We start from the raw sequence: 23,198 nt of genomic DNA, 5'->3' as shown, positions 1-23,198 counted from the left end.
ATGATCGAGGGGTGGGGCAGGTGGGTGTGAGCGAACCCGGGTGGCTGGTGGAGACGCGGGCCGCGTACGACACGGTCGCCGAGGACTACGCGCGGCTGCTGCCCGACGTGGTGGAACCACCGCTGGACCGGGCGCTGCTGGCCGCGTACGCCGAGACGGTCGGGCCGGGCTGGCCGGTGCTGGAAGTGGGCTGCGGCACCGGTCGCGTCACCGCCCACCTGCACCGGCTCGGCCTGGACATCGGCGGCGTCGACCTGTCGCCCGGCATGGTGGCGGTGGCCCGCCGCGCGTACCCGGAGCTGCGTTTCGAGGTGGGCTCGCTGACCGAGCTGACCGTGCCCGACGCCTCGCTGGCCGGCCTGGTCTCCTGGTACTCGATCATCCACCTGCCACCGGAGCTGCTGCCCGGGGTGTTCGCCGGTTTCCACCGGGCGCTCGCCCCGGGCGGTCACCTGCTCCTCGCGGTCAAGGCCGGTGACCGGTGCGTACGGCTGGAGCGGGCGTACGGCCACGACGTCGCGTACGACGTGCACTGGCTGCCGCCGGAACGACTGGCCGCGCAACTCGCGACGGCCGGGTTCACGGTCTCGGCGACGCTGGTCCGCGCGCCGGTCGCCACGGAGCGGCAGTCCCAGGCGTTCCTGCTGGCCGAGCGGACCATCCGTGGGGGATGTTAAAAGGGGGTCCCTCCTATGCAGAAAACGTTAAGCAGGGGCCCTTCCTTACACTTCAGCGGTGCGTGACGAGCTGGCGGACCGGCCGCTTACCGAACCGCACCCGTCGCGGCTGTCGCCGGATCATCCGGGGCGGGACCGGATCCTGGCCGTGCACGCCGCAGCTTTGGCCGCCGGGGAGGCCGGCTACCTGGACCCGGAGACCGGACTGTTCGTGCTCAGCGCGGGCTTCCTGGCCCGGCGAGGGACGTGCTGCGGGCGAGGATGTCGGCACTGTCCGTACGTAACCGATTAGGGGCTTCCGTCCCCGCGCGGGCACGCCGTACGGTGTCCGACGGAACTCCGGCGGGTCGGACCCGCCGCCGACCGCGGAGGTCTCCCGTGCGTGCCCGAATCTGGCTGGCCGTGCCGGCCGTCCTGCTCGCCGCCGGCTGCGCCGAGGAAGCCCCGACGGTCGACGTGCCGACGGAGCCGCGCCAACCGGTCGCGGTCGCGGCCGCCTCCTCGGGCGGCGCCTGCCGGCTGCTCGACTTCGCGGTGATCGCCGAGCACACCGGTGGCGAGTTCGACGTGGCCGCCGCCACCGAGCGGGGCGACACGCACACCTGCGTGGTGCGCGCGGCCGGGGCGGTGCTGCCGGAGCTGACGCTGTCGGTCACCGAGACGTCGATCGACGCGGCCACGTTCACCCTCGACGTGCAGCCCAGCGGCGCCACGAAGATCACCAAGCTGGGTAAGGCCGGCTATCGGCGCACGCTGCCCAAGACCGCTAAGGCGGGCCCGGTCGCCGAGGTCGGCTGGCTGGCCACCGAGGGCCGGCTCGCCACCCTGCGCTGGACCGCTCCCACCGGCACCGCCAAGGCGGAGGCGGACAAGACGGCCGGCAAGCTGGTCACGCTGGCCAAGGTGATCGACACCCGCCAGCTCTGACCCGGGTCAGCGGGCCGCGACGAACACCCGGGACGCCACCTCGCGGGGCAGGCGGACCCGGTCGCCGGAGCGGTCGATGGAGACGCCGTCGCGTTCCTGCGCCACGGTCACCGTCGCGCCCGGGTCGACACCGGCTGCGTGCAACTGCCGGAGCACGTCCGAGTCGGTCTGCACACTCTCGCAGATACGGCGCACCACGACCTGGCCGGACAGGCCCGGGAAGGCCAGGTTGCGCTCGCTCTCGCCGGCCTCGACCGTCGGCTGGCCCGGGTCGCCCAGCTCCTCCAGGCCCGGGATCGGGTTGCCGTACGGCGAGCGGGTGGGGCGGTTGAGCAGGTCGAAGACCCGCTTCTCCACCGCGTCGCTCATCACGTGCTCCCACCGGCAGGCCTCTTCGTGGGCCTCCTCGTAGGGCATCCCGATCACGTTCACCAGCAGCAGCTCGGCCAGCCGGTGCTTGCGCATCACCGACACGGCGGTGTTGCGACCCGCCGGGGTGAGGCTCAGGTGCCGGTCGCCCTCGACCGTGAGCAGGCCGTCCCGCTCCATCCGCGCGACGGTCTGGCTGACGGTCGGGCCGCTCTGCTTGAGCCGCTCGGCGATGCGGGCACGCAGCGGCGGCACACCCTCCTCCTCGAGTTCGAGGATGGTGCGCAGGTACATCTCGGTCGTGTCAACAAGGTCGTGCTTCACGTCAGCGGCCTCCCGGGCACCGATGGTACCCGTTACCACCGACCATCGACGGCAGGCGAAGCCGGAGGTGGCGGCCCGGATGGTGTTGACTGGACCGCATGTCCGCCACCGCAGACCTGCTGGTCGAGCCCGACCGGCTCGCCGCCGAACTCGATCATGCCGATCCGCCGACCCTGCTCGACGTCCGCTGGCGGCTCACCGGCCCGCCCGGCCGCGCGGACTACGCCGCCGGCCACCTGCCCGGCGCGGTCTTCGTCGACCTGGACACCGAGCTGTGCGGGCGGCCCGGCGCCGCCGGCCGGCACCCGCTGCCGGACCCGGCGGCGTTGCAGGCCGCGCTGCGGGCGGGGGTGTCCGCGCCGGTCACCCCGTTGTCGTGACGACGGCGGCGACGGGATGTCCGCCGCCCCGGGCCTGGTGGACGCTGCGCTGGGCGGCCACCGGCAGGTGCGGGTGCTGCACGGCGGCTACCCGGCCTGGACGGCAGGCTGCCGGTCGACACCGGCGTACCCGCCCCGGCGCCGGGCGACGTGACGGTGGCGCCGGGCGCGCTGCCGGTGCTGGACGCCGAGCGGACCGCCCGGCTCGGCGCCGCCGCGCCCGGGGTGCTGCTCGACGTACGGGCCGCGCCGCGCTACCGGGGCGAACACGAGCCGGTCGACCCGGTCGCCGGGCACGTGCCGGGCGCGGTCAACCTGCCCGCCCCGGAGTACGTCACGCAGGGCCGGTTCCCGGACGCGGACGCGCTGCGGGAGCGGTTCGCCGCCGCCGGGGTGGACGCGGGCGCGCCGGTCGGCGCGTACTGCGGCTCCGGGGTGACCGCCGCGCAGGCCGTGCTCGCGTTGCACCTGGCCGGCCGTCCGGACGCCGCGCTGTACGTCGGCTCGTGGAGCGAGTGGGTGGCCGACCCGGACCGTCCGGTCGCCACCGGTGGCACGTCCGGCCGGTGAGCGCACGTCAGGTGGGCGCACCCGGCCCCACGTGCGACGATGGCCGCATGGCCGACGACACGGTGGTGGTGTGGGACGAGGCTCTCCTCACCTACGACATGGGCGACCATCCGCTGGACCCGGTCCGGGTCGAGCTGACCATGGCGCTCGCCCGCGAGCTGGGCGTGCTGGACCGGCCCGGCGTGCGGCTGGTCAAGCCCGAGCCGGCCGACGACGCGCTGCTCACCCGCGTCCACGATCCGGCCTATCTGGACGCGGTCCGGGCCGCGCCGCGCGACCCGCTGTTCGCCGGGTTCGGCCTGGGCACCTCGGACAATCCGGTCTTCGACGGCATGCACGAGGCGAGCGCGCTGATCGCCGGCGCCACAGTGGCCGCCGCCGAGGCGGTCTGGCGCGGCGACGCCCGCCGCGCCGTGAACGTGGCCGGCGGGCTGCACCACGCCATGCCCGCCCGCGCCGCCGGCTTCTGTGTCTACAACGACCCGGCCGTGGCCATCGCCCGGCTGCTCGACCTCGGCGCGCAGCGGATCGCGTACGTGGACGTGGACGTGCACCACGGCGACGGCGTGCAGGAGATCTTCTACCGCGATCCGCGGGTGCTCACCATCAGCCTGCACGAGACGCCGCTCGCGCTGTTCCCCGGCACCGGGTTCCCGGACGAGACCGGCGGGCCGGGCGCGGAGGGCACCGCCGTCAACGTGCCGCTGCCGCCCGGAGTCGGCGACGCCGGCTGGCAGCGCGCGTTCCACGCGGTCGTGCCGTCGGTGCTGCGCGCGTACCGGCCGCAGGTGCTTGTCACCCAGTGCGGCGCCGACGGGCACCGCAAGGATCCGCTGGCCGACCTGCACCTGTCGGTGGACGGGCAGCGGGCCACCTACCGCACGCTGCGCGCGCTCGCCGACGAGCTGTGCGACGGCCGCTGGATCGCCACCGGCGGCGGCGGGTACGCGCTGGTCGAGGTGGTGCCGAGGGCCTGGACGCACCTGCTCGCGATCGCCACCGGCGAGCCGGTCGACCCGGCCACGCTGACCCCGCCGGGCTGGCGGGACCTGGCCGCGCGGCGGCGACCCGGGCACGAGGTGCCGCTGCGGATGACCGACGACGTCGACCCGTCGTACCAGCCGTGGCAGCCCAGCGGCGAGCCGAACGCGGTGGACCGGGCCGTCGCGGCCACCCGCAAGGCGGTCTTCCCGCTGCTCGGGCTCGACCCGCACGACCCGCGCGACTGAGCCGGCGGCAGGGAGGACCGACCGGTGACCACCGTCGAACAACCGGTGGACGTGCTGCTCAGCGACGGTACGACCGTCCAGCTGCGACAGATCCGTCCCGAGGACGCGCCCGAGATCGTGGCCATGCACGGCCGCTTCTCCGAGCGCACCCGCTACCTGCGCTACTTCTCGCCGTACCCGCGTATCCCGGAACGCGACCTGAAGCGCTTCGTCAACGTCGACCACCGCGACCGGGAGGCGTTCGTGGTGCTCGCCGGCGAGCGGATCGTCGCCGTCGGCCGGTACGAGCGCCTCGGCCCCGCCTCGCCGGAGGCCGAGGTGGCGTTCGTGGTCGAGGACGCCTACCAGGGCCGGGGCATCGGCTCGGTGCTGCTGGAGCACCTGGCCGACGCGGCCGGACGCAACGGCATCGTGCACTTCGTCGCCGAGGTGCTCCCGGCCAACGGGGCGATGCTGCGGGTCTTCGCCGACTTCGGCTACCAGGTCCAGCGCCAGTACGCCGACGGCGTGGTGCACCTGACCTTCCCGATCGCGCCGACCGAGGCGACGCTCGAGGTGCAGCGCGGCCGGGAGCACCGTACCGAGGCCCGCTCGATCGCCCGGCTGCTCGCGCCACGCGGCATCGCCGTCTACGGCGCCAGCACCACCGGCCAGGGCGTCGGCGCGGCGCTGCTCGGGCACCTGCGCGACGGCGGGTTCACCGGCGCGATCGTGCCGGTGCACCCGAGCGCGGCGACGGTGGCGGGGCTGCCCGCGTACCCGTCGGCGGCCGACGCCGGCCAGGACGTCGACCTCGCCGTGGTGGCGGTCCCGCCGGACGCGGTGACCGACGTGGTCCGCGACGCGGCCCGGGCGGGCGCGCACGGCCTGGTGGTGATCTCGGCCGGGTTCGCCGAGTCCGGCCCGGCCGGCGCGGCGGCGCAGCGCGCGCTGGTCCGCGCCGCGCACCTGGCCGGTATGCGGGTGGTCGGCCCGAACTGCCTCGGCGTCGCCAACACCGACCCGGCGGTACGCCTCAACGCCACGCTCGCCCCGGTGCTGCCCGCGGCGGGCCGGGTCGGCGTGTTCAGCCAGTCCGGCGCGTTCGGGGTGGCGCTGCTGGCCGAGGCGTCCCGCCGTGGGCTCGGCCTGTCCAGCTTCGTGTCGGCCGGTAACCGGGCCGACGTGTCCGGCAACGACCTGCTGCAGTACTGGCAGGACGACCCGGCCACCGACGTCATCACGCTCTACCTGGAGACGTTCGGCAACCCGCGCAAGTTCGCCCGGCTGGCCCGGCGCATCGGCCGCAGCAAGCCGGTGGTGGCGCTCGCCTCGCTGGCCCGGCCGCCGGGCGTGGGGGAGGCGCCCGCGCTGGACGCGGCGGCGGTGAGCGCGCTGTTCGCCCAGTCCGGGGTGATCCGGGTGGACACCGTGTCCGAACTGCTCGACGTGGGTGTGCTGCTGGCCCACCAGCCGCTGCCGGCCGGGCGGCGGGTCGCCGTGGTGGGCAACTCGTCGGCGCTGACCGGGCTGGCCGCCACCGCCTGCGCCGCTCAGGGACTGACGGTCGCCGACGGGTACCCGCGGGACGTCGGGCCGAGCGCCGGGGCCGCCGCGTACGCCGCCGCGCTCGGTGACGCGGTCGCCGACGAGCGGGTCGACGCCGTGGTGGCGGTGTTCGCGCCGCCGCTGCCGGGGCAGCTCGCCGACCCGGTGGCCGACTTCGCCTCGGCGCTGCCCGACGCGCGGGTCACCGGCAAGCCGGTGGTGGCGACGTTCCTCGCCGGGCTGGTGCCGGCCGGGGTGCCGGCGTACCCGAGCGTCGAGGAGGCGGTACGCGCGCTGGGCCGGGTCACCGCGTACGCGGACTGGCTGCGCCGGCCCGCCGGCGTGCTGCCGGAACTTCCCGACGTGGACCGCACGGCGGGGCACGCCGCGCTGCGCCCCGACGGGGCCGACGCGGCGGCGTTGCTGCGCGCGTACGGCATCGACGTGGTGGAGTCGGTCCCGGCGACCACGACGGAGAGCGCTGGCCGCCGCCGAGCGGCTCGGCTGGCCGGTGGCGCTCAAGGCTGCCGCCCCCGGGCTGCGGCACCGCCTCGACCTCGGCGCGGTACGCCTCGACCTGGCCGACGCCGCCGCGCTGCGCCGCGCGTACGCCGAGATGGCACCGGCGTTCGGCGCGGAGGTCCTGGTCCAGCCGATGGTCGCGCCCGGCGTGGCGTGCGTGGTGGAGCTGGTGGAGGATCCGGCGTTCGGGCCGGTGGTCGGGTTCGGGCTCGGTGGCGTGGCGACCGAACTGCTCGGCGACCGGGCCTGGCGGGCGGTGCCGCTGACCGACCGGGACGCCGCCGAACTGGTCGACGAGCCCCGGGCCGCGCCGCTCCTGCGCGGGCACCGGGGCGCCGCGCCGGTGGACCGGGCGGCGCTGGTCGACCTGCTGGTGCGGGTCGGGCGGCTCGCCGACGAGCAGCCCCGGGTGCGGTCGCTCACGCTGAATCCGGTGCTGGCCCGGCCGGACGGCATCTCGGTGCTGCACGCCACCGTGCGCACCGGCGCGGAGGTGGCGCGCCCCGACACCGGCCCCCGCCGCTTGTAAGGAAGGGCCCCTTATTAACGCCTCCGGTAGAGGAAGGGCCCCTTCTTAACAGCGCCCGCCCGCGCGACCCGCAGCGCCCGCCCGCGCGACCCGCAGCGCCCGCCCGCGCGACCCGCAGCGCCCGCCCGCGCGACCCGCAGCGCCCGCCCGCGCGACCCGCAGCGCCCGCCCGCGCGACGGCCGCGCGCCGCCGCGCCCGACCGCGGGCGCCGCAGCGCTCAGCCGCGGGCGGAGATCTGCTGCACCGACCACCCGTTGCCGTCGGGGTCACGGAAGAAGACGAAGCCGACGTTGTCCAGCGGGTGCGGCACCGGGTGCGGGTTCTGGCCCATCACCTGGATCTCGCTCACCTCGACGCCCCGCTCGACCAGTTCGGCGCGCGCCCGTTCCAGGTCGGCCACGACGAGTTGCAGGCCCTTGAGTGAGCCCGGCGGCATCTCCGGTACGACGCCCCGGCCGAGGACGATCGAGCAGCCGGAGCCCGGGGGAGTGAGTTGCACGATCCGCCCCATCCCGCCGAGATCGGTGTCGTGGTCGACGGCGAAGCCGAGCCGTTGCGCGTAGAACTCCTTGGCCCGGTCCAGGTCGGAGACCGGTACGACCACCACTTCCAGCGTCCAGTTCATGTTGTCGCTCCTGTTGTCGAGTCGGTGTGCAGCACGGCGGTGAGCCGGTCGAACGCCTCGCTCAGGCCGCGGATCATCGGGTAGCGCAGGACGGTGTCGCGGCCCTGCGGGGTGGCGTAGCGCAGGTGGGTGACGACTGTCGTCCGGTCCGCCGAGCCGGTGAAGTCGTGCCGCACCAGCGTCTCGCCCGGGTAGGACTGGTCGTCGAAGAGTTCGGTGCAGACCAGCCGCGCCGGCGGGTCGATCTCCCGGTACGTGCCGCCCTGGGCCATCAGGTCGCCGTCCGGCCCGCGGGAGACGAACCGCCAGCGTCCGCCCACCCGCAGGTCCACCTCGCACTCGACGAGATGCCAGCCACGTGCGCCCCACCAGCGCATCAGCAGTTCGGGGCGGGTGAAGGCGGCGAACACCAGATGCCGGGGAGCGGCGAAGTCGCGGCTGAGCCGGATCTCCCGGTCGCCGTGCAGGGTCACGGTCAGGTCGGTCACCGCTGCTCCTCGGCGGTCAGTTCGGCGAGCACCTCGTCCAGGCGCGCGTAGCTCTCGGCCCAGTAGTCCCGGTAGTTCGCCAGCCACGCCACGGCCTCCCGCAGCGGCCGGGCGTCGAGCCGGCAGGGGCGGCGCTGCGCGTCCCGGCCGCGGGTGACCAGGCCGGCGCGTTCGAGCACCTTGAGGTGCTTGGAGACGGCCGGCTGGCTCATCGCGAACGGCTCGGCCAGTTCGGTGACTGTGGCCTCCCCGGCGGCCAGCCGGGCGAGGATGGCCCGTCGGGTGGGGTCGGCGAGCGCGGCGAAGGTGGCGTCGAGCAGATCCGGGGGCACGTTCATAACCTCCTGGTTGTTTAACCATTCGGTTTTATACGGTGGGAGCGCCCGGGTCAAGCGCGACAGGCCCCGGCGAACCGCCGGGGCCTGTCGGGGCAGGGGTGGATCAGCAGGCGTACGCCTCCAGCCGGTTCGCCCGCTCCGGGTCGCGCAGCTTCAGCAGCGTCACCTTCTCGATCTGCCGGATCCGCTCCCGGGACAGCCCGAACTCGCGGCCCACCTCGTCCAGCGTGCGCTGCCGGCCGTCGTCCAGGCCGAAGCGCAGCCGGATCACCGCCTGCTCCCGCTGGGACAGCGTGGCCAGCACGATCCGGACCTCGTTGCGCAGCTCGCCGTTGGTGGCGGCGTCACCGGGCTCGGTACGCGGGTCGACGGCGGCGACGAAGTCGCCGAGCGCGCTCTCGCCGTCCTCGCCGACGGCCTGGTCCAGGCTGACCGGCTCCCGGTCGTAGGAGATCAGCTCGATCACCTGGAACTCGGGGATCTCCAGCGCCACGGCCACCTCGCTCACGGTGGGCTCGCGACCCAGCGACACGGACAGCTCACGGCGTACCCGGACCATCCGGTTGACCTGCTCGACCATGTGCACGGGGATGCGGATGGTGCGGGCCTGGTCGGCCATGGCGCGGGTGATGGCCTGGCGGATCCACCAGGTGGCGTAGGTGGAGAACTTGTAGCCCTTGGTGTAGTCGAACTTCTCGACGGCGCGGATGAGGCCGAGGTTGCCTTCCTGGATGAGGTCGAGGAAGGCCATGCCGCGACCGGTGTAGCGCTTGGCGATGCTCACCACCAGCCGCAGGTTCGCCTCCAGCAGGTGGTCCTTGGCGGCGCGGCCCTCGGCCGCGATCAGCGCCAGGTCCGCGCGCAGCTCGGCGGAGACGGGGGTGCAGGTGGCCAGCTTCTCCTCGGCGAAGAGGCCGGCCTCGATCCGCTTGCTCAGCTCGACCTCCTGCGCCGCGGTGAGCAGCTTGGTGCGGCCGATGCCGTTCAGGTACGCCCGGACCAGGTCGGTGGAGACGCCGCGCTCGTCGGTGGCGTCGAGGTCCGTGAGGGTGACGTCCATGTCCTGGTGCTCGATCATCTGCTGGGTCATCTCTGTTCTCCCCGTGTCCGACGTGCCTACCGGTCCCGTGCCGCCCACGCGGTGGTGGCCGATGACAAACAGCTTGGCGGTCGGGGCGTGAGACGGGAGTGAGGCGATCGGGGACCCGACAGGAATCCACGTGGGAATCCGGCATTCCCTTGTCCGGCGCGGTTACCGTGCCACCGACCGGCCGTCGGGGCCGGCCCGGCACTGATGATCGGAGAACGTGGTGGTCTTCAAGCGGCTCATGCAGGCGATGGGTGTGGGCGGACCTTCGGTGGAGACGGTCCTGGCCAACCCGAACTGTCGCCCGGGCGGGGTTCTGGAGGGCCGGATCCAGGTGGTCGGCGGCGACCACCCGGTGGACGTGAGCTACGTCGCGCTCGGTCTGGTCACCCGGGTCGAGGTGGAGAGTTCCGATTCGGAGTACGACGTCAACCAGGAGTTCGGCCGCGCCCAGATGACCGGCGCGTTCCGGCTGGAGCCGGGGCAGCGCTACGACGTGCCGTTCCGCTACCAGGTGCCCTGGGAGACCCCGCTAACCGACCTGTACGGCCAGCACCTGCACGGCATGACGATGGGTCTGCGTACCGAGCTGGAGGTGGCCCGGGCGGTGGACAAGGGCGACATGGACGCCGTGTCGGTGCACCCGCTGCCCGCCCACGAGCGGCTGCTGGAGGCGCTGCTGCGGCTGGGCTTCCGCTTCGCGCGCGCCGACGTCGAGCGTGGGCACATCTACGGCGTACGCCAGCAGTTGCCCTTCTACCAGGAGATCGAGTTCTACCCGGCGCCGCAGTACGCGGGCGCGATGAACCAGCTCGAGGTCACCTTCGTCACCGATCCGCAGCAGGTGCACGTGGTGCTGGAGCTGGACAAGCGGGGCGGTCTGTTCACCGAGGGCCGCGACGCCTTCGGCCGGTTCACGGTGGACCACGCCACGGCGGAGCAGACCGACTGGGCCGCCCAGCTCGACGGCTGGCTGCGGCAGTCGCTGTCCCGCCGTGGGCTGTTCTTCTAGAGGTCGAGCACGAGGGTCCGGGGACCGACGTTGACGCTCTCCACGAGCATGTGGGCGCGGAAGCGGCCGGTCTCCACCTTCGCGCCCCGGGCGCGCAACTGTTCGACCACCGCGTCCACCAGGGGTTCGGCCACCTCGGCGGGAGCGGCGGCGGTCCAGCTCGGCCGCCGGCCCTTGCGCGCGTCGCCGTAGAGCGTGAACTGGCTGACCACCAGCAGCGGCGCGCCGACGTCGGCGGCGCTGCGTTCGTCGTCGAGGACGCGCAGCTCGTGCAGCTTGCGGGCCATCGTGGCGGCCACCTGCGGGGTGTCGGTGTGGGTGACGCCGAGCAGCACCAGCAGCCCGTCGGTGATCTCACCGGTCACCTCGTCGTCGACTGTCACCCGGGCCCGGCCGACCGTCTGCACCACCGCCCGCATCAGTCGGTCACCGGCTCGATGATGCCGCGCTCGACCAGGTGCGCCACGATCGGCCCGGCCGCCTCGGCCAGCTCGTCCGGCGCCACGTCGTGCGCGGCGGCCAGCAGCGAGAGCTGGTCGCGCAGCGGCAGCCGGCCGTCCGCGCCGCCGACCAGGGCGAGCACCAGCGGGTCGATCTCCTCCGACCAGCGCAGCCCGCGCGGCATGGCCAGGACCTGCCGGTCCACCGCCCAGCCGTCGTCGCCCATGGTGGCCTCCTGCCGGAGCTGGAGCCCTTCGGCGGCGCGGTAGCGGGCGGCGAGCAGGCCCTCGGTGTCCCGGGCGCGCAGCCAGTCCTGCCTGGTGAACCACTCGCCGATCCGGTCGCCCAGCGGCGGCTCGACCCGCTGGCGCAGGTCCTCCACCCGGACGACCGGCTGGGCGTGGCCGGAGCGGCGTAGCGAGACGATGCCGAAACCGATCGCCTCCACCTTGTGCGCGTCGAACCAGTCCAGCCAGGCCGCCATCCGCTGCGGGTCGGCGCTCTCGCCGACGTCGGTCAGCCAGAGGTTCACGTACGCCATCGGGTCGGCCACCTCGCGCTGGATGACCCAGGCGTCCAGGCCGGTGCCGGCGAACCAGCCGGTGACCCGCTCGGCCCAGTCCTCACCGGTGACGTGCACCCAGTTCGCCAGGTACTGCATGGTGCCGCCCTCGGTGAGCAGGTCCGGCGCGGCGGCGGCCAGTTCCGCGCCGATCGCGTCGCCGACCCGCCCGGAGTCCCGGTAGACGTGCGTGGTGGTGCCCGGCCCGACCACGAACGGCGGGTTGCTGACCACCAGGTCGAAGCGGCGTCCGGCCACCGGGGCGACCATGTCGCCGCGCAGCAGTTCCCAGTCCTGTCCGTTGAGGGCGGCGGTGGTGGCGGCGAAGCGCAGCGCCCGCTCGGAGACGTCGGTGGCGGTGACCCGGCGGGCGTGGGTGCCCAGGTGCAGCGCCTGTACGCCGGAGCCGGTGCCGAGGTCGAGTGCGGTGTCCACGACCGGGCGTACGGCCGCCGAGATCAGCGTCTGGGTCGCGCCGCCGATGCCCAGCACGTGCTCGGCGTGCAGCGGACGGCCGGGCCGGGCGCTGGCGGGCACGTCGGCGAGCACCCACCAGTCGTCGCCGTACGGCTCCAGGTCGACTCCGGCGCGAAGGCCGTCGCCGTGCCGCTCGACGATGCCCCCGGCCAGCGCCTCGTCCAGCGCCAGCGGGGCCAGCGCGTCGGCGACCGCCGCCTCCGGCTCGGTCTGGTCGCAGATGAAGACGCGGATCAGCGTGGCCAGCCGGTCCCGGTCCTCGGTGGCGCGCAGCGCGGCCCGGTAGTCGTTGCGGGCCACGCCGCCGGTGCCCTGCGGGCCCAGGCGGTCGGCGATCCCGTTGGCGGTGAAGCGGGCGAGTGTCAGCGCGGTGCGCAGCGCGTCGACCCCGGCGGGGGAGAGCAGCATGTCGTGACGGTCCACGTGCTCATCCTGCCTCGGGCGCCGTCCGGCGTGGCGCGCACCCGCCGATCCATAACGTGGACCGTATCTATCGGCAACTATCTCTTTCATGTTTGTCGATCTCTGGTTAGCATTCCTGCCAACATCCGTCGATGGGGTGATCCGGCCACAAACCGGGCTGCCCCGGTAGGGAGCCAGACGATGCCCGACGTGTCCCTTCCCCGGCGCCGCGCGCTGCGTGCGCTCGCCGTCACGGCCGCCGCCGCGGCCTTCGCCGCCGCCGCCTCCACGCCCGCTCTCGCCGCGCCCACCGGGGAGATCCGGTACGCCGGTGCCGCCGACGCCGTCAGCGGCAGCTACGTGGTCGTGCTCAAGGGCGACGCGGTCGGCACCGCGAACACCCTCGCCGCCCGTACCGCCGTTCCGGACCGGGCCGCCGGCCTGGCCAAGCGCTACGGCGGCAACGTCGGCACGGTGTGGAGCTCCGCTCTCACCGGCTACAGCGCGAAGATGACCGCCGCCCAGGCGCGCCGGCTCGCCGCCGACCCGGCGGTCGCGTACGTCGAGCAGGACCGCGTCATGACCACCCAGGGCACCCAGACCGGGGCCACCTGGGGCCTGGACCGGATCGACCAGCGCAACCTGCCGCTGAACAGCACCTTCACCTACCCGAACACCGCCAGCAACGTGCGCGCCTACATCATCGACACGGGCATCCGCACCACGCACAGCGACTTCGGCGGCCGGGCCACCTGGGGCACCAACACGGTCGACACCAACAACACCGACTGCAACGGCCACGGCACCCACGTCGCCGGCACCGTCGGCGGCACCAAGTACGGCGTGGCCAAGGGCGTGCGCCTGGTGGCCGTCAAGGTGCTCAACTGCTCCGGCAGCGGCACCACCGCCGGCGTGATCAGCGGCGTCAACTGGGTCACCTCGAACGCGGTGAAGCCGGCCGTGGCCAACATGAGCCTCGGCGGCGGCGCCAGCACCACGCTGGACAACGCGGTGGCCAACTCGATCAACTCCGGCATCACGTACGCGCTCGCGGCCGGCAACTCCAGCGCCAACGCCTGCAACTCGTCGCCGGCCCGGGTCGCCGCGGCGATCACGGTGGGCGCCACCACCAGCACCGACGCCCGTGCCTCCTACTCCAACTACGGCTCCTGCGTGGACATCTTCGCCCCGGGTTCGTCGATCACCTCGGCGTGGCGGACCAGCGACACCGCCACCAACTCGATCAGCGGCACCTCGATGGCGTCCCCGCACGTGGCCGGCGCGGCGGCGCTCGTGCTGTCCGCCAACACCTCCTACACCCCGGCTCAGGTGGCCAGCTACCTGACCAGCAACGCCACCACCGGCAAGGTGACCAGCCCGGGCTCGGGCTCGCCGAACCGGCTGCTTTTCGTCGTCAACTGATGACACGGGTGACCTGACCACACCGTGGGCCGCGGCCCGGTGGACCTCCAGGGGTCCGCCGGGCCGCGTCACGTCAGTGAGCGGACTGACAGATCGGCAGGCTCGTCAGCCGCTGGGAGTAGTGGTCGGCCAGGGCCGGAAAACGGGCATGAGTCTCGTTCATCAGGCCGCTGTGCCACGCCTCGCGGAGGCGGTCCACCGTCCGGGCGACCGTCTCCAGTGTGCGGCCCGGATCACCGCCTGCACCGTCCGCCAGTCGGTGGAAGTGCTCCTGGTCGATGAGCGCCGGGACGGTCTCGGCGCCGAGGCTGAGCGCCAACGGCGACCAGCGGTAACGGGAATAGACCGACAGTGAGTGGAAGTCGTAGACCGGAGCCAGGCGTGGCGTGCGGCCGTCCGGATAGATCAGGGCCCAGTTCTTCAGGTGCCCGTCGGTGTTTCCGACCACCAGCATCGCGACCAAGCGGCTGATGAAGTCGAGGTAGCCGTCCTCTCCGGTGAGTTGGAGGATCGCTGCGGCCAACGTGTCGTAGCTCGCGCCCGACTCGCTGTACTTGAACATCGGCCCGATGTCCGCAACCTGGGCGAAGTCCTCCACGTGGATACGCCCGGTGGTCGACCGGTCGAACCGCCGGATGAGGTAGACGAGGTCACCGGGATCGATCATTCCGTCGGGGAGACCCTTCACGGCATCCGCCCGGATCAGGTCCACCGGCGGCACCGGGAAGTCAGCCGCGCGAAGCCAACTCATCGTGAGGTACTCGTTGACGGGAAGATTTCGCAGGCCCTGGTCGGGCAGCTTCACGATCCACCAGGAACCCTGCCCGCTCACGGGAACAGCCAGGCGGTCTGCGGAGATCGAATACTTGAGCTGCACGCCTGCCAGGGAATGCCGCAGAGGATGGTTCGCTTCATCCAGCGCGTTGGAGATCACGTCATCCGCCGGCTCGACATCGGCGTGAACCGTCACCGCCCCCGGCAGGTTGCCGCCCACACGTAGCAGCAGCGTGAAGTCGCCGATGTTCCCCCCGCCCAGTTCCCGGACGATCTGGCGGCGGAGGGCACCCTCCGGCAGGAGGTTGGCGAACCAGGCGGGCAGGCCCACCCTCGCCCGCCGGATCGCCCGCGGATCGTCCTCGAAGACCTGCCCCAGCACTTGGTGCCGGGGCGAGGCGAGATCGTCGTCGTAGCTGAACTCCGAGCCGCCCTGCCGGAACCTCAGCTCGCCTACCTGTCTACCGTGCAGCCGTACTTCGGCAGTGACGACTGCCATGTCAGGCGACCGGTCGGAGAATGTCAGCCATCGCGCGGCCGTCCCGCGCGCCCCACTCGGCCATGCGGTTGACGTGCTCGGTGATGGTCCGCTCGCACGACCTGCCGCGTAGCTCGAGGAAGGCTGGCCAGTCTTCGCGCGCCAATCGTTCCTGCGCTTGCTCGTCGATCAGGTGGCTGGCGGCGACGGCCGGTTCAGCCGACGCGAGGAGCTGCGGTGACGGGCGTTCCCCGGGCGGCAGGATGAACCGGTTGGCGATCGTTCCGCCAGCGTGTCCACTGACGGCCAGGAGTGGTCTCAACGGGCTCCCTTGGTCGAGCAGGCGGCTGACGTCCAGAATCTCGCCCCGGAACGGGTCGCGAGGTTCGGCAGAGAGCAACCCGAGCGTGTTGAGCTTCGCCATCGCGTGATTGAAGTGGACCTTGTCCAGTTCCGCGACGAAATCCGGGAACTGCTGCACCTGCCGCAGCAGGTTCGTTGCCGCAGCTTGCGCGGTGGAGGTGCCGACCGCCTCGACCTGGCTGCGGATGTCCGCGACGCTCACTGCGCGGGCCCGCGTTCCAGCGACCGCGCTCCGCCAGACCCAGCGTCGAAGCAGAGTCGCCGGCCGGCCGGCCGGTACGCCGTGCAAGCGGATGAAACGGACCAGGATCGGCAGCACGTGGGAGTAGGGCAGCAGCCTGATGTGTGGGATGCCGCAGGTACCGCGGAGGAATTCGACGGCCTCACGCAGTCGTGCGGCGACCTCGCGCAGCGTCTCGCCCGGGTCGTCCCGCGGCCCGAACTCCTGGCGGAAGTCCTCCCGGAAGATGTCTCCACCTCGGTACGCCAGGACGCAGCGGAGGGTCAACCGATCGTCAAGCGCGCCGAATCCCAGGACGGCGGGAACCTGACCCAGTTCGTGCAGGCTGCTCAACTCGTCGCCGACGGCGCCGGCATGCAGAGCCTGGAAGACCTCGGACTTGGTCAGGCGTTTGCCGGTCGAGTTCATCCGCGTGAAGATCTCGAGCAGCGCGTGCTCATCGGCGGAGTGCACCACGTAGGTCGGGATCTGGTACTCGCGGATCGCTTTGGCGGCTTGGTCGGCCAGCGCTAGCTGACTCTCTGACAGCCACGAGTTGTCGCGCATCCAGCGGAGCAGGACCGCGGTGTCGAGCAGGAAGCTGACGGGCACCCAGGTACGTGGGGGCCGTTGACGGGTGCCGGCGGTGTGAAATTCGCCGGTGTCGAGATCGAGGTAGATGCGAAATCGTGGATCGACAGCTTGGTCAGCCATGGTCAGCGCGCCGACGATGGACACGATGCGCTGCTGCCCGTCCACCACCCAGAGGGCGGCGGTTACCTCGGGAGCCTCGATGTCGAGCGGCCCCACCTGGAGCCGCTGGGCCGGTGCGGGGCGTTGCCAGAGAAGCAGATTCCCGATTGGAAATCCGCGCAACAGACTGTCGAAGAGCCGGACGATGTCCGATCCCTCCCACTTGAAGGAGCGCTGAAAGGGGGGAATCCGCACCAGCCCTGCCGTGACGTCCCGGACCAGATCTTCGGGCGTGCGGTACTCGACGCGGGGCCTCTCCAGACTCGGCACGGCAACCTCCGTTGGGACGACGCACCGAGGGTAACCGCTTTGCTCCTCGCGGCTTGTTCAGGCACTCGATGTCTCCTGTCGGAGAGTCGGCACCCACGACCGCCGACCAGAGCGGCAACCCAGGGAGACGTTCACGGGCCGCTGACGCTGTGCCCGTCCGGGCCGAAACTCCAGATGTTGCCCACGGGACGGCCCTCACGGCGGAGAACGGTTCCGAGCAGGGCGGTGAGGTCGGCCTCGACCTCGGCGAGCAGATCACCGCCGAAGACGCAGAGCGATTGGCCCCACGGGTCGCCGAACGTGCCCAGCCGCAGGTCGGCTGTGGTGAAAAGGCGGTGGTCGCCGCGGTCCGGGAAGGCGCAGCGCGGCGTAGGCGGTTGCCCCGGCCCGCCGGTCCGTCGCGGGTCGAAGTGGTATCCCTGGACGAACGGATGAAGGGCATACACGCGCTCGCCGGGGCGAACGGTGGCCCGCAGGCCGCACTGGACGATCGACTCCAGTGCCGCGATGCCTGCCTCGTCCTCCTCGATCGCGGCGAGGTGCCAGGCCACCGACTCCGGCGGCTCCACCAGCCGAGGATGAGCCTGCGTCGCGGCCGAGAACTCCCACTGAGAGGCGAAGCGCCCCCAGATCTCATCCCCCTGCGGATCGTCGAAGACCAGCACCACCGGACGCTCCCGCGCCGGCGGGTTCGGGGGAGACCAGTGGTAGGAACGGACCGTCGTCACATCATGGAAGCCCACGCCGAGAAGCATCGCCCGGAGATCACCGGTGGCCTCCGCGACAACGTATCGCCATCGGCAGCCATCCGGCGGACGAGAATCCCCCGGGTGCCGGGTACGCAGGTCGATCCAGGCCCGCCAACCGGGCAGGAATGCGGGCTCAGGCAAGGTCATGCCGCCGATGGAGACGAACTCGGTGCCGTCGACGAGGATGGCCCAGCCGGCTGCCAGAGCCCATCCGTCGAGTTCTCGCACCGCCAGGTTTCGGCACCAGCCGATGGCGTCGCCGTCCGCCTCCGACTGCGCCAGCGTCGTCCGGTGCGGGCCGGAGGCCGCAGCCATCGCCTGTACCCGCGCCAGCAGTGGGTGCTCCCCGAACGTGACCTCCCGGACGCGCTGTCCGACGGGAAGCGGAAACGGTGCGGAGGGCAGGGAGTCGATCGGAGCCACCAGCACGTGACGTTCCCAGCCGGGGGTGAATCGGGCGGCGACGAGGTGCTCGGCGAGCTGCGGTGGATCGTACGCGTGGACCTTCCACTCGACCGGCTCGCCGCTTGCGGCGAAGGCTTCTTGCTGCCGCCGGATCAGGGCACCCAGCCCGGCCCCGGGCAGGTCACGGTGGTCCACCGTGCCGTGGGTGCCGAAATGCGCCCGTACGACGGGTCCGTCCTGCTCGAAGACGACTCCGAGTGGGCCGAGGGCCGGCGGTGTCCAGGCCCGCAACTGAGTGTCGTAGGCGGCGAGCAACTCATCGGCCACGGACGGCACCGGCTGTTCCCCCGTTCCCGTACTGGATCCGTAAGTATTCCTCCTGTGTGCCGTACGCGTGTCCCCGTCGTCGGCCGATGCGGGGTGACAGCATGTTCGCCATGACGCTGTCACTGCCCATCGACCCGCAGGCCAACGAACTTCTGGCGCGCAGCCCGCTGGCCCTGCTCCTCGGCATGGTGCTGGACCAGCAGGTGCCGATGGAGAAGGCGTTCTCCTCCCCGTACGTGCTGGCGCAGCGGCTCGGCCACGAGCCGGACGCCGCGGAACTGGCCGGGTACGACCCGGAGGCGCTGGTGGAGCTCTTCGCCCGGCCGCCGGCGCTGCACCGCTTCCCGAAGGCGATGGCGGCCCGCGTGCAGGAGGTGTGCCGGATGCTCGTCGAGCGCTACGACGGCGACCCGGCCCGGCTCTGGTCGGATGTGGCCGACGGGCGGGAGCTGCTGCGCCGGGTCGGCGAGCTGCCCGGGTTCGGCCGGCAGAAGGCGCAGATCTTCGTCGCGCTGCTCGGGAAGCGGTTCGGAGTCACCCCGGACGGCTGGCGCGAGGCGGCGGGTGACTACGGCGACGCGGACGCCCACCGGTCGGTGGCGGACGTGACCGATCCGGAGTCGCTGCGCCGGGTACGCGAGTTCAAGCAGCGGATGAAGGCGGAGGCGAAGGCCGCGAAGGGCTGATCCGCCGCCCGCCGCCGCAACCGGCCCGCCGCCCCTGTCGTTTGTTGCCAGGACGGGGGACGGGGGCGGACGATGACCGAGCAGCGGGGCGGGGCGCTGCTGCGTACCGCGTCCAGCCCCGGCCGGGCCACCTTCCTGGAGCTCTTCTTCGACCTGGTCTTCGTGTTCGCGCTGACCCGGGTCTCGCAGCGCCTGATCGACGGGCTCGACGGCTCGGCCGGTGCGGTGGCCGCCGACGTGGGCAGGACCCTGCTGCTGTTCCTGGTGCTCTGGCAGGTCTGGACCCTCACCACCTGGGTGACCAGCCGGTACGAGCCGGAGCGCACGGTCATCCAGGTCGTGGTGGTCGGCACCATGTTCGGCAGCCTGGTGCTGGGGGTGACGCTGCCCCGGGCGCTGGAGGAACGGGCGCTGCCGTTCGCGCTCGCGTACGTCGCTGTGATGGTCGGCCGGCCGCTGCTGATCGCGGTGGCGCTGCGGGGGCATCCGCGCCGCATGGTCCCGTTGCGGCTGGCCGCCTGGGCGGGATTCAGCGCCCCGCTCTGGCTCGCCGGCGCGCTGATGCCCGGTCCGCGCCTGGCGCTGTGGGTCGTCGCGCTGGCGGTGGACCATCTCGGCACGCTCCTGGGCTGGCCGCTGCCCCGGCTCGGGGCCTCGCGGGTCCGGCAGTGGCTCGTCGCCGGGGAGCACCTCGCCGAGCGCTACCAGCAGATCTTCCTCATCGCGCTCGGCGAGTCGATCCTGGTGATCGGCGTGACCTACAGCGGGAAGGAGTTCTCCGGCGACGCCGCGGTGGCGTTCGCGATCTCGTTCGTGATCACGGCGTTGCTCTGGCGGATCTACTTCTACCGGGCCGGTCACCTGCTCGCGCAGGCGCTGCGGACGGCCGGCACGCCGGGACGGCTGGCCGAGTCGGCGGCGCAGACCCACCTGTTCATGGTGCTCGGGGTGATCGGCGCGGCGGTCGGCTACGAGTTGGTCATCGCCCACCCGTACGACACGGCCCGGCCCGACTGGCTGGTTTTCGTGGTGGGCGGTCCGGCGCTGTTCCTGGCCGCCCGCTCCCGGTTCGAGTACGAGATCTTCGGCCGGGTGTCCCGCCCCCGGCTGGCCGGGCTGCTGGCCCTGGTGCTGCTCCTGCCCGCGCTGGTGGCCGTGCCGGCGATGTTCGCGCTCGGCGCGGTGGCCGTCCTGCTGGCGCTCGTCGCGTTCGCCGACGCCCGCCGGGCCTGGCACCGGCCGCCGGAGTCCTCCGCCTCGCCGATCGGGCGGGAGGCGCTCGGCGAGGGTGGCCCCGAGGCGTGAGTTGTCAGGCGGCGGTCGGGCGGGACAGCGAGGCCAGCGCGCGGCGTACGTCGGCCAGCGAGACGGTGGCCGAGTCGTCCAGGTCGGCCAGGCCGGCCTCGATCCACTGCCGCATCAGCGTGGTCACGCCGATGCCGCGCGCGTCGGCGGCGGCGCGGACCCGCTCGTACGTCTCCAGCGGCAGCCGGACCGACCGGCTGACCATCGGCACGTCGGTGTCGGGGGTGGGCAGTTGGGCCGGTGACGTGTCGTCGATCAGGTCGGCGAACGTGTCGCCCCCGGCGTGGAACCGCTTGGTCGCCTCGTCACGGTGCATCGTGACCGCCTCCTCGTCGGCGTGAGTTCCGCACCGCCTCGTCGTAGCGCTTGGCCTCGACGTCGCTCAGTTCGCGGGCGGAGAGGATGTCCCAGTCGTTGTCGGTGCCGTCGGCCTCGGCCAGCAGCACGGCGAGTCGCCGGCCGCGGTGCTCGGTGGCGTAGACCACCATCACGTCGTCACCGAGGTGCCGGATGACCCGGTGCCTGCTGTGCAGGGCCTCCCAGACTTCCCCGGGTGTGACGTCGTAGACCCGCAGGTTCGCCAGCGCCTCGTCGGTGAAGCTGAACCGGTTGGCCACGGATCGAAGCGTACCACCCACGTAACACGCGACCGCTCGTCACGAATTTCGCCGATCATCCGTCCGGAGTGACAGGATGGGCCGTATCCCCTCGTAGGAGGTCCGTGGTGAAGCGTCAGGCGTACCAGCCGATCCTGATCACCGACGCCCCGCGCAGCCAGGACGACCAGCTCAACAGCCGGCAGAAGCGTTACGTGCTGATGATGGCCATCCGGGTCGCGTGTCTGGTGGCGGGCGCGATCCTGGTCGGCGCGAAGGCACCGCTGCTCTGGCTCTGGCTGCCGCTCTGCGCGCTCGGCATGGTGCTCGTGCCCTGGCTCGCCGTGCTGCTCGCCAACGACCGTCCGCCCAAGGAGGAGCACCGGCTGGCGAACCGGTTCCAGAACCGGCGCCGCGAGGAGCCCGCACCCACCGCCCTCACCGCCGAGGAGAACCCGCACAAGATCATCGACGCCGAGCCCTGACCGGCCCGGGCGGAGCACCCGCCCGGACCGGCCACCGCCGTCAGGGCGCCGGGCGGGCGCCCACCGTCGTCACGGCGAGCGCGCCCAGGTCACCGGCGCGGGCCAGCGCGGCACGCGGGTCGGCCCCGGCCAGCCACGCGGTGAGCAGCCCGGCCGCGAACGCGTCCCCGGCTCCGGTCACGTCCACCACGTCCACCCCGGGTGCCGGCGCGAACTCCACCACACCGCCGCGCTCCACCCACACCGCGCCCGCCGCGCCGCGCTTGACCACCACCCGGTGCGCCACCGCGGTCAGCGCCCGCGCCTGCGCCGCCGGGTCCAGCCCGCCGGCCAGCACCGTCGCCTCGTCCGTGTTGACCAGCAGCAGGTCGACGTCGCGTACCCAGGTCAGGAACGCCCCGCCGACGCGCCGCAGCGGCGCCGCGGACGCCGCGTCGACGCTGACGGTCAGCCCGCGCTCGCGGGCCGTGGCCAGCGCGCGCAGGCCGGCGCCGCGCGACCCGACGTCCAACAGGGTGTACGCGGACAGGTGCAGATGCCCGGCGTCGGGCGCGGCGGCCAGCGCCGCGTCCACGTGCGCGGCGGTCAGCCGCAGGTTCGCGCCCCGCTGACTGATCATCGTGCGCTCCCCGTCGTGGGCGCCACGATGACGGTGCCGGTCGGGTAGCCCTCGTGCCGCTCCCCCGCAGTCCACACCGATCCGATTCAGCTCGGCCACCCGTTCCGGCCGGTCTCGTCGTCGCCGACGGCGGCGACCAGCGTCACCGCCGCGCCCTGCCCGGCGAGCCAGGCCGCGGTGTTCGCCGCCTGCCCGCCGCCGCTGAACCGGATCCCGGCCGCGGTGTCCGAGCCGGTCGCGAGCGGCCCGGACAGCACCGCGAGCACGTCGGTGATCACGTCGCCGACGACGACGATGCGCGGCGTGGCGCTCATGGGGCGCGACGGGTCGCCGCGGCGACCGCGATCCGGGCCGCGAGGTCGGCGTTGCGCAGGATGATCCGGACGTTCACCGCCAGGCTGGCGCCCTCGGTCGCCGAGTGGAAGTGCGACAGCAGGAACGGGGTGACCGCCTTGCCGGTGATCCCCTCGCGGGCCAGCGCGGCCAGCCCTTCGGCGAGCGTCCGGTCGTGCAGCGCCGGGTCGAGCTGCTCGTCGGCGGGCAGCGGGTTGGCCACCACCAGGCCGCCGTGGTGCACGCCGTGCGCCGCGCGGGCGGCCAGCACGTCCGCCACCTGCTCCGGCGACTCGACCGACCAGTCCAGGTCGAAGCCGGCGTCGGTGAGGTAGAAGCCGGGGAAGCGGCGGGTGCGGTAGCCGACCACGCCCACCCCGAGCGTCTCCAGCCGCTCCAGCGTGGCGCCCACGTCGAGGATCGACTTCACCCCGGCGCAGACCACCGCGATCGGGGTCCGGGCCAGCGTGACCAGGTCCGCCGACTCGTCGAACGTCTGCGCCGCCTCCCGGTGCACGCCGCCGAGCCCGCCGGTGGCGAACACGCCGATCCCGGCCGCCGCCGCGACCGCGCTGGTGGCCGCGACCGTGGTGGCGCCGTCCGCGCCGGTGGCCGCCGCCGGGGCCAGGTCGCGGACCGAGAGCTTGCTCACGCCGTCGACGGTGGCGAGGCGGGTGAGCTGGGCGTCGTCCAGCCCCACCCGCAACTCGCCGGCGACCATGCCGATGGTGGCCGGCACCGCGCCCGCGTCCCGTACCGCCTGCTCGATCTCGCGCGCCACGCGCAGGTTGTCCGGCCGGGGCAGCCCGTGCGAGACGATCGTGCTCTCCAACGCCACGACCGGGCGGCCGTCGCGCAGGGCGTCGGCCACCTCACTACCGAGACTGATGTGAAAGTTGGTCACGTCGGCTACCGTACGGCCCGCT

At 73.0% G+C, this 23,198-nt stretch carries 22 protein-coding genes and 3 pseudogenes; 11 read left to right on the top strand and 14 right to left on the bottom strand.

Annotated features, from left to right (window positions below):
- Nucleotides 1–26 precede the first annotated feature (26 nt).
- From MCBG_RS12300 to MCBG_RS12295, 3 genes are all read left to right on the top strand, one after another.
- Nucleotides 27–677 carry a class I SAM-dependent DNA methyltransferase gene (locus tag MCBG_RS12300; protein ID WP_181373724.1) on the top strand — a complete coding sequence of 217 codons (651 nt, stop codon included), beginning with the start codon at nt 27–29 and terminating at the stop codon, nt 675–677.
- A gap of 58 nt (nt 678–735) precedes the next feature.
- A complete protein-coding gene (locus tag MCBG_RS31740; protein WP_069089357.1) occupies nt 736–969 on the top strand; it encodes a DUF5522 domain-containing protein in 234 nt (77 codons plus the stop codon).
- A gap of 86 nt (nt 970–1,055) precedes the next feature.
- Nucleotides 1,056–1,604: a hypothetical protein gene (locus tag MCBG_RS12295; RefSeq protein WP_043325706.1), complete on the top strand. Its 549-nt coding sequence runs from the start codon at nt 1,056–1,058 to the stop codon at nt 1,602–1,604.
- Nucleotides 1,605–1,610: 6 nt separating this feature from the next.
- On the opposite strand, the gene MCBG_RS12290 is transcribed toward MCBG_RS12295, so the two are convergent.
- Complete coding sequence (locus tag MCBG_RS12290; protein ID WP_030502956.1) at nt 1,611–2,297, bottom strand: metal-dependent transcriptional regulator; 687 nt, start codon at nt 2,295–2,297, stop codon at nt 1,611–1,613.
- 98 nt (nt 2,298–2,395) lie between these two features.
- On the opposite strand from MCBG_RS12290, the pseudogene MCBG_RS12285 reads away from it, so the two are divergent.
- From MCBG_RS12285 to MCBG_RS12275, 3 genes and pseudogenes are all read left to right on the top strand, one after another.
- Nucleotides 2,396–3,247: pseudogene (locus MCBG_RS12285) on the top strand (sulfurtransferase).
- A gap of 47 nt (nt 3,248–3,294) precedes the next feature.
- Entirely contained in the window at nt 3,295–4,476 is a 1,182-nt protein-coding gene (locus MCBG_RS12280) for an acetoin utilization protein AcuC (RefSeq protein ID WP_043325704.1), read from the top strand.
- 24 nt (nt 4,477–4,500) lie between these two features.
- A pseudogene (locus MCBG_RS12275) lies at nt 4,501–7,054 on the top strand (GNAT family N-acetyltransferase).
- Between the two features lie 218 nt (nt 7,055–7,272).
- Here MCBG_RS12275 and MCBG_RS12270 read toward each other — a convergent pair.
- The 4 genes from MCBG_RS12270 to sigB all read right to left on the bottom strand — a co-directional run bounded on the left by MCBG_RS12270 (nt 7,273) and on the right by sigB (nt 9,596).
- Complete coding sequence (locus tag MCBG_RS12270) at nt 7,273–7,680, bottom strand: VOC family protein (protein WP_043325703.1); 408 nt, start codon at nt 7,678–7,680, stop codon at nt 7,273–7,275.
- Nucleotides 7,677–8,168, bottom strand: a complete 492-nt coding sequence (locus MCBG_RS12265) for an SRPBCC family protein (RefSeq protein ID WP_051611190.1) — start codon at nt 8,166–8,168, stop codon at nt 7,677–7,679. Before MCBG_RS12265 ends, MCBG_RS12270 begins: the two co-directional genes overlap by 4 nt.
- Nucleotides 8,165–8,506 carry an ArsR/SmtB family transcription factor gene (locus MCBG_RS12260; protein WP_197494908.1) on the bottom strand — a complete coding sequence of 114 codons (342 nt, stop codon included), beginning with the start codon at nt 8,504–8,506 and terminating at the stop codon, nt 8,165–8,167. Before MCBG_RS12260 ends, MCBG_RS12265 begins: the two co-directional genes overlap by 4 nt.
- A gap of 103 nt (nt 8,507–8,609) precedes the next feature.
- Nucleotides 8,610–9,596, bottom strand: coding sequence for an RNA polymerase sigma factor SigB (gene sigB / locus MCBG_RS12255; RefSeq protein WP_043325701.1), 987 nt, complete (start codon nt 9,594–9,596; stop codon nt 8,610–8,612).
- A gap of 220 nt (nt 9,597–9,816) precedes the next feature.
- Here sigB and MCBG_RS12250 point away from each other — a divergent pair, with 220 nt between their 5' ends.
- Nucleotides 9,817–10,605: a sporulation protein gene (locus MCBG_RS12250; RefSeq protein ID WP_043330535.1), complete on the top strand. Its 789-nt coding sequence runs from the start codon at nt 9,817–9,819 to the stop codon at nt 10,603–10,605.
- Here the strand turns inward: MCBG_RS12250 and dtd are convergent.
- Together dtd and MCBG_RS12240 are read right to left on the bottom strand one after the other, a co-directional pair.
- On the bottom strand, nt 10,602–11,024 hold the full coding sequence (gene dtd / locus MCBG_RS12245; RefSeq protein WP_043325699.1) for a D-aminoacyl-tRNA deacylase: 423 nt from the start codon (nt 11,022–11,024) through the stop codon (nt 10,602–10,604). The two genes, MCBG_RS12250 and dtd, sit on opposite strands and share 4 nt — an antisense overlap.
- Nucleotides 11,024–12,508, bottom strand: coding sequence for a DUF7782 domain-containing protein (locus MCBG_RS12240; protein ID WP_043325698.1), 1,485 nt, complete (start codon nt 12,506–12,508; stop codon nt 11,024–11,026). Before MCBG_RS12240 ends, dtd begins: the two co-directional genes overlap by 1 nt.
- A gap of 180 nt (nt 12,509–12,688) precedes the next feature.
- Between MCBG_RS12240 and MCBG_RS12235 the strand changes: the two genes are divergently transcribed.
- Nucleotides 12,689–13,909, top strand: coding sequence for a S8 family peptidase (locus MCBG_RS12235; RefSeq protein WP_043325696.1), 1,221 nt, complete (start codon nt 12,689–12,691; stop codon nt 13,907–13,909).
- 73 nt (nt 13,910–13,982) lie between these two features.
- Here the strand turns inward: MCBG_RS12235 and MCBG_RS12230 are convergent, their stop codons facing one another.
- The 3 genes from MCBG_RS12230 to MCBG_RS12220 form a co-directional block, all read right to left on the bottom strand.
- On the bottom strand, nt 13,983–15,182 hold the full coding sequence (locus MCBG_RS12230; RefSeq protein WP_043325695.1) for a type II toxin-antitoxin system HipA family toxin: 1,200 nt from the start codon (nt 15,180–15,182) through the stop codon (nt 13,983–13,985).
- A 1-nt stretch (nt 15,183) separates the two neighbouring features.
- Nucleotides 15,184–16,767 (bottom strand): DUF262 domain-containing protein, encoded by a 1,584-nt coding sequence (locus tag MCBG_RS12225; RefSeq protein ID WP_051611188.1) that lies wholly within the window; start codon nt 16,765–16,767, stop codon nt 15,184–15,186.
- A 131-nt stretch (nt 16,768–16,898) separates the two neighbouring features.
- Nucleotides 16,899–17,945, bottom strand: coding sequence for a DUF2716 domain-containing protein (locus MCBG_RS12220; protein ID WP_198033298.1), 1,047 nt, complete (start codon nt 17,943–17,945; stop codon nt 16,899–16,901).
- Between the two features lie 404 nt (nt 17,946–18,349).
- On the opposite strand from MCBG_RS12220, the gene MCBG_RS12215 reads away from it, so the two are divergent.
- Entirely contained in the window at nt 18,350–18,934 is a 585-nt protein-coding gene (locus tag MCBG_RS12215) for an HhH-GPD-type base excision DNA repair protein (RefSeq protein ID WP_043325693.1), read from the top strand.
- Between the two features lie 72 nt (nt 18,935–19,006).
- Nucleotides 19,007–20,239, top strand: coding sequence for a low temperature requirement protein A (locus MCBG_RS12210; protein ID WP_043325692.1), 1,233 nt, complete (start codon nt 19,007–19,009; stop codon nt 20,237–20,239).
- 4 nt (nt 20,240–20,243) lie between these two features.
- Here MCBG_RS12210 and MCBG_RS12205 read toward each other — a convergent pair whose 3' ends face one another.
- On the bottom strand, nt 20,244–20,555 hold the full coding sequence (locus tag MCBG_RS12205; RefSeq protein WP_030502972.1) for a hypothetical protein: 312 nt from the start codon (nt 20,553–20,555) through the stop codon (nt 20,244–20,246).
- A complete protein-coding gene (locus tag MCBG_RS12200; RefSeq protein WP_043325691.1) occupies nt 20,545–20,856 on the bottom strand; it encodes a hypothetical protein in 312 nt (103 codons plus the stop codon). Before MCBG_RS12200 ends, MCBG_RS12205 begins: the two co-directional genes overlap by 11 nt.
- Nucleotides 20,857–20,963: 107 nt before the next feature.
- On the opposite strand from MCBG_RS12200, the gene MCBG_RS12195 reads away from it, so the two are divergent.
- Entirely contained in the window at nt 20,964–21,320 is a 357-nt protein-coding gene (locus MCBG_RS12195) for a DUF3099 domain-containing protein (protein ID WP_013284780.1), read from the top strand.
- Nucleotides 21,321–21,360: 40 nt separating this feature from the next.
- On the opposite strand, the pseudogene MCBG_RS12190 reads toward MCBG_RS12195, so the two are convergent.
- Nucleotides 21,361–22,253 (bottom strand): annotated as a pseudogene (locus MCBG_RS12190) (carbohydrate kinase family protein).
- Nucleotides 22,250–23,176, bottom strand: coding sequence for a pseudouridine-5'-phosphate glycosidase (locus tag MCBG_RS12185; protein ID WP_043325690.1), 927 nt, complete (start codon nt 23,174–23,176; stop codon nt 22,250–22,252). The pseudogene MCBG_RS12190 and the gene MCBG_RS12185 overlap by 4 nt, the downstream one beginning before the upstream one ends.
- Between the last annotated feature and the right edge of the window lie 22 nt (nt 23,177–23,198).

Source organism: Micromonospora sp. M42 (assembly GCF_000568915.1).
In the GTDB taxonomy this organism is placed as follows: Bacteria; Actinomycetota; Actinomycetes; order Mycobacteriales; family Micromonosporaceae; genus Micromonospora; species Micromonospora chalcea.
This window is presented reverse-complemented; position numbering and strand designations above follow the sequence as displayed.

Coding starts and splice junctions, on each gene's coding strand:
- MCBG_RS12280 (WP_043325704.1), top strand. CDS start 3,295: ATGGCCGACGACACGGTGGTGGTGTGGGACGAGGCTCTCCTCACCTAC.
- MCBG_RS12270 (WP_043325703.1), bottom strand. CDS start 7,680: ATGAACTGGACGCTGGAAGTGGTGGTCGTACCGGTCTCCGACCTGGAC.
- MCBG_RS12260 (WP_197494908.1), bottom strand. CDS start 8,506: ATGAACGTGCCCCCGGATCTGCTCGACGCCACCTTCGCCGCGCTCGCC.
- sigB (WP_043325701.1), bottom strand. CDS start 9,596: ATGACCCAGCAGATGATCGAGCACCAGGACATGGACGTCACCCTCACG.
- dtd (WP_043325699.1), bottom strand. CDS start 11,024: ATGCGGGCGGTGGTGCAGACGGTCGGCCGGGCCCGGGTGACAGTCGAC.
- MCBG_RS12235 (WP_043325696.1), top strand. CDS start 12,689: ATGCCCGACGTGTCCCTTCCCCGGCGCCGCGCGCTGCGTGCGCTCGCC.
- MCBG_RS12230 (WP_043325695.1), bottom strand. CDS start 15,182: ATGGCAGTCGTCACTGCCGAAGTACGGCTGCACGGTAGACAGGTAGGC.
- MCBG_RS12215 (WP_043325693.1), top strand. CDS start 18,350: ATGTTCGCCATGACGCTGTCACTGCCCATCGACCCGCAGGCCAACGAA.
- MCBG_RS12210 (WP_043325692.1), top strand. CDS start 19,007: ATGACCGAGCAGCGGGGCGGGGCGCTGCTGCGTACCGCGTCCAGCCCC.
- MCBG_RS12205 (WP_030502972.1), bottom strand. CDS start 20,555: ATGCACCGTGACGAGGCGACCAAGCGGTTCCACGCCGGGGGCGACACG.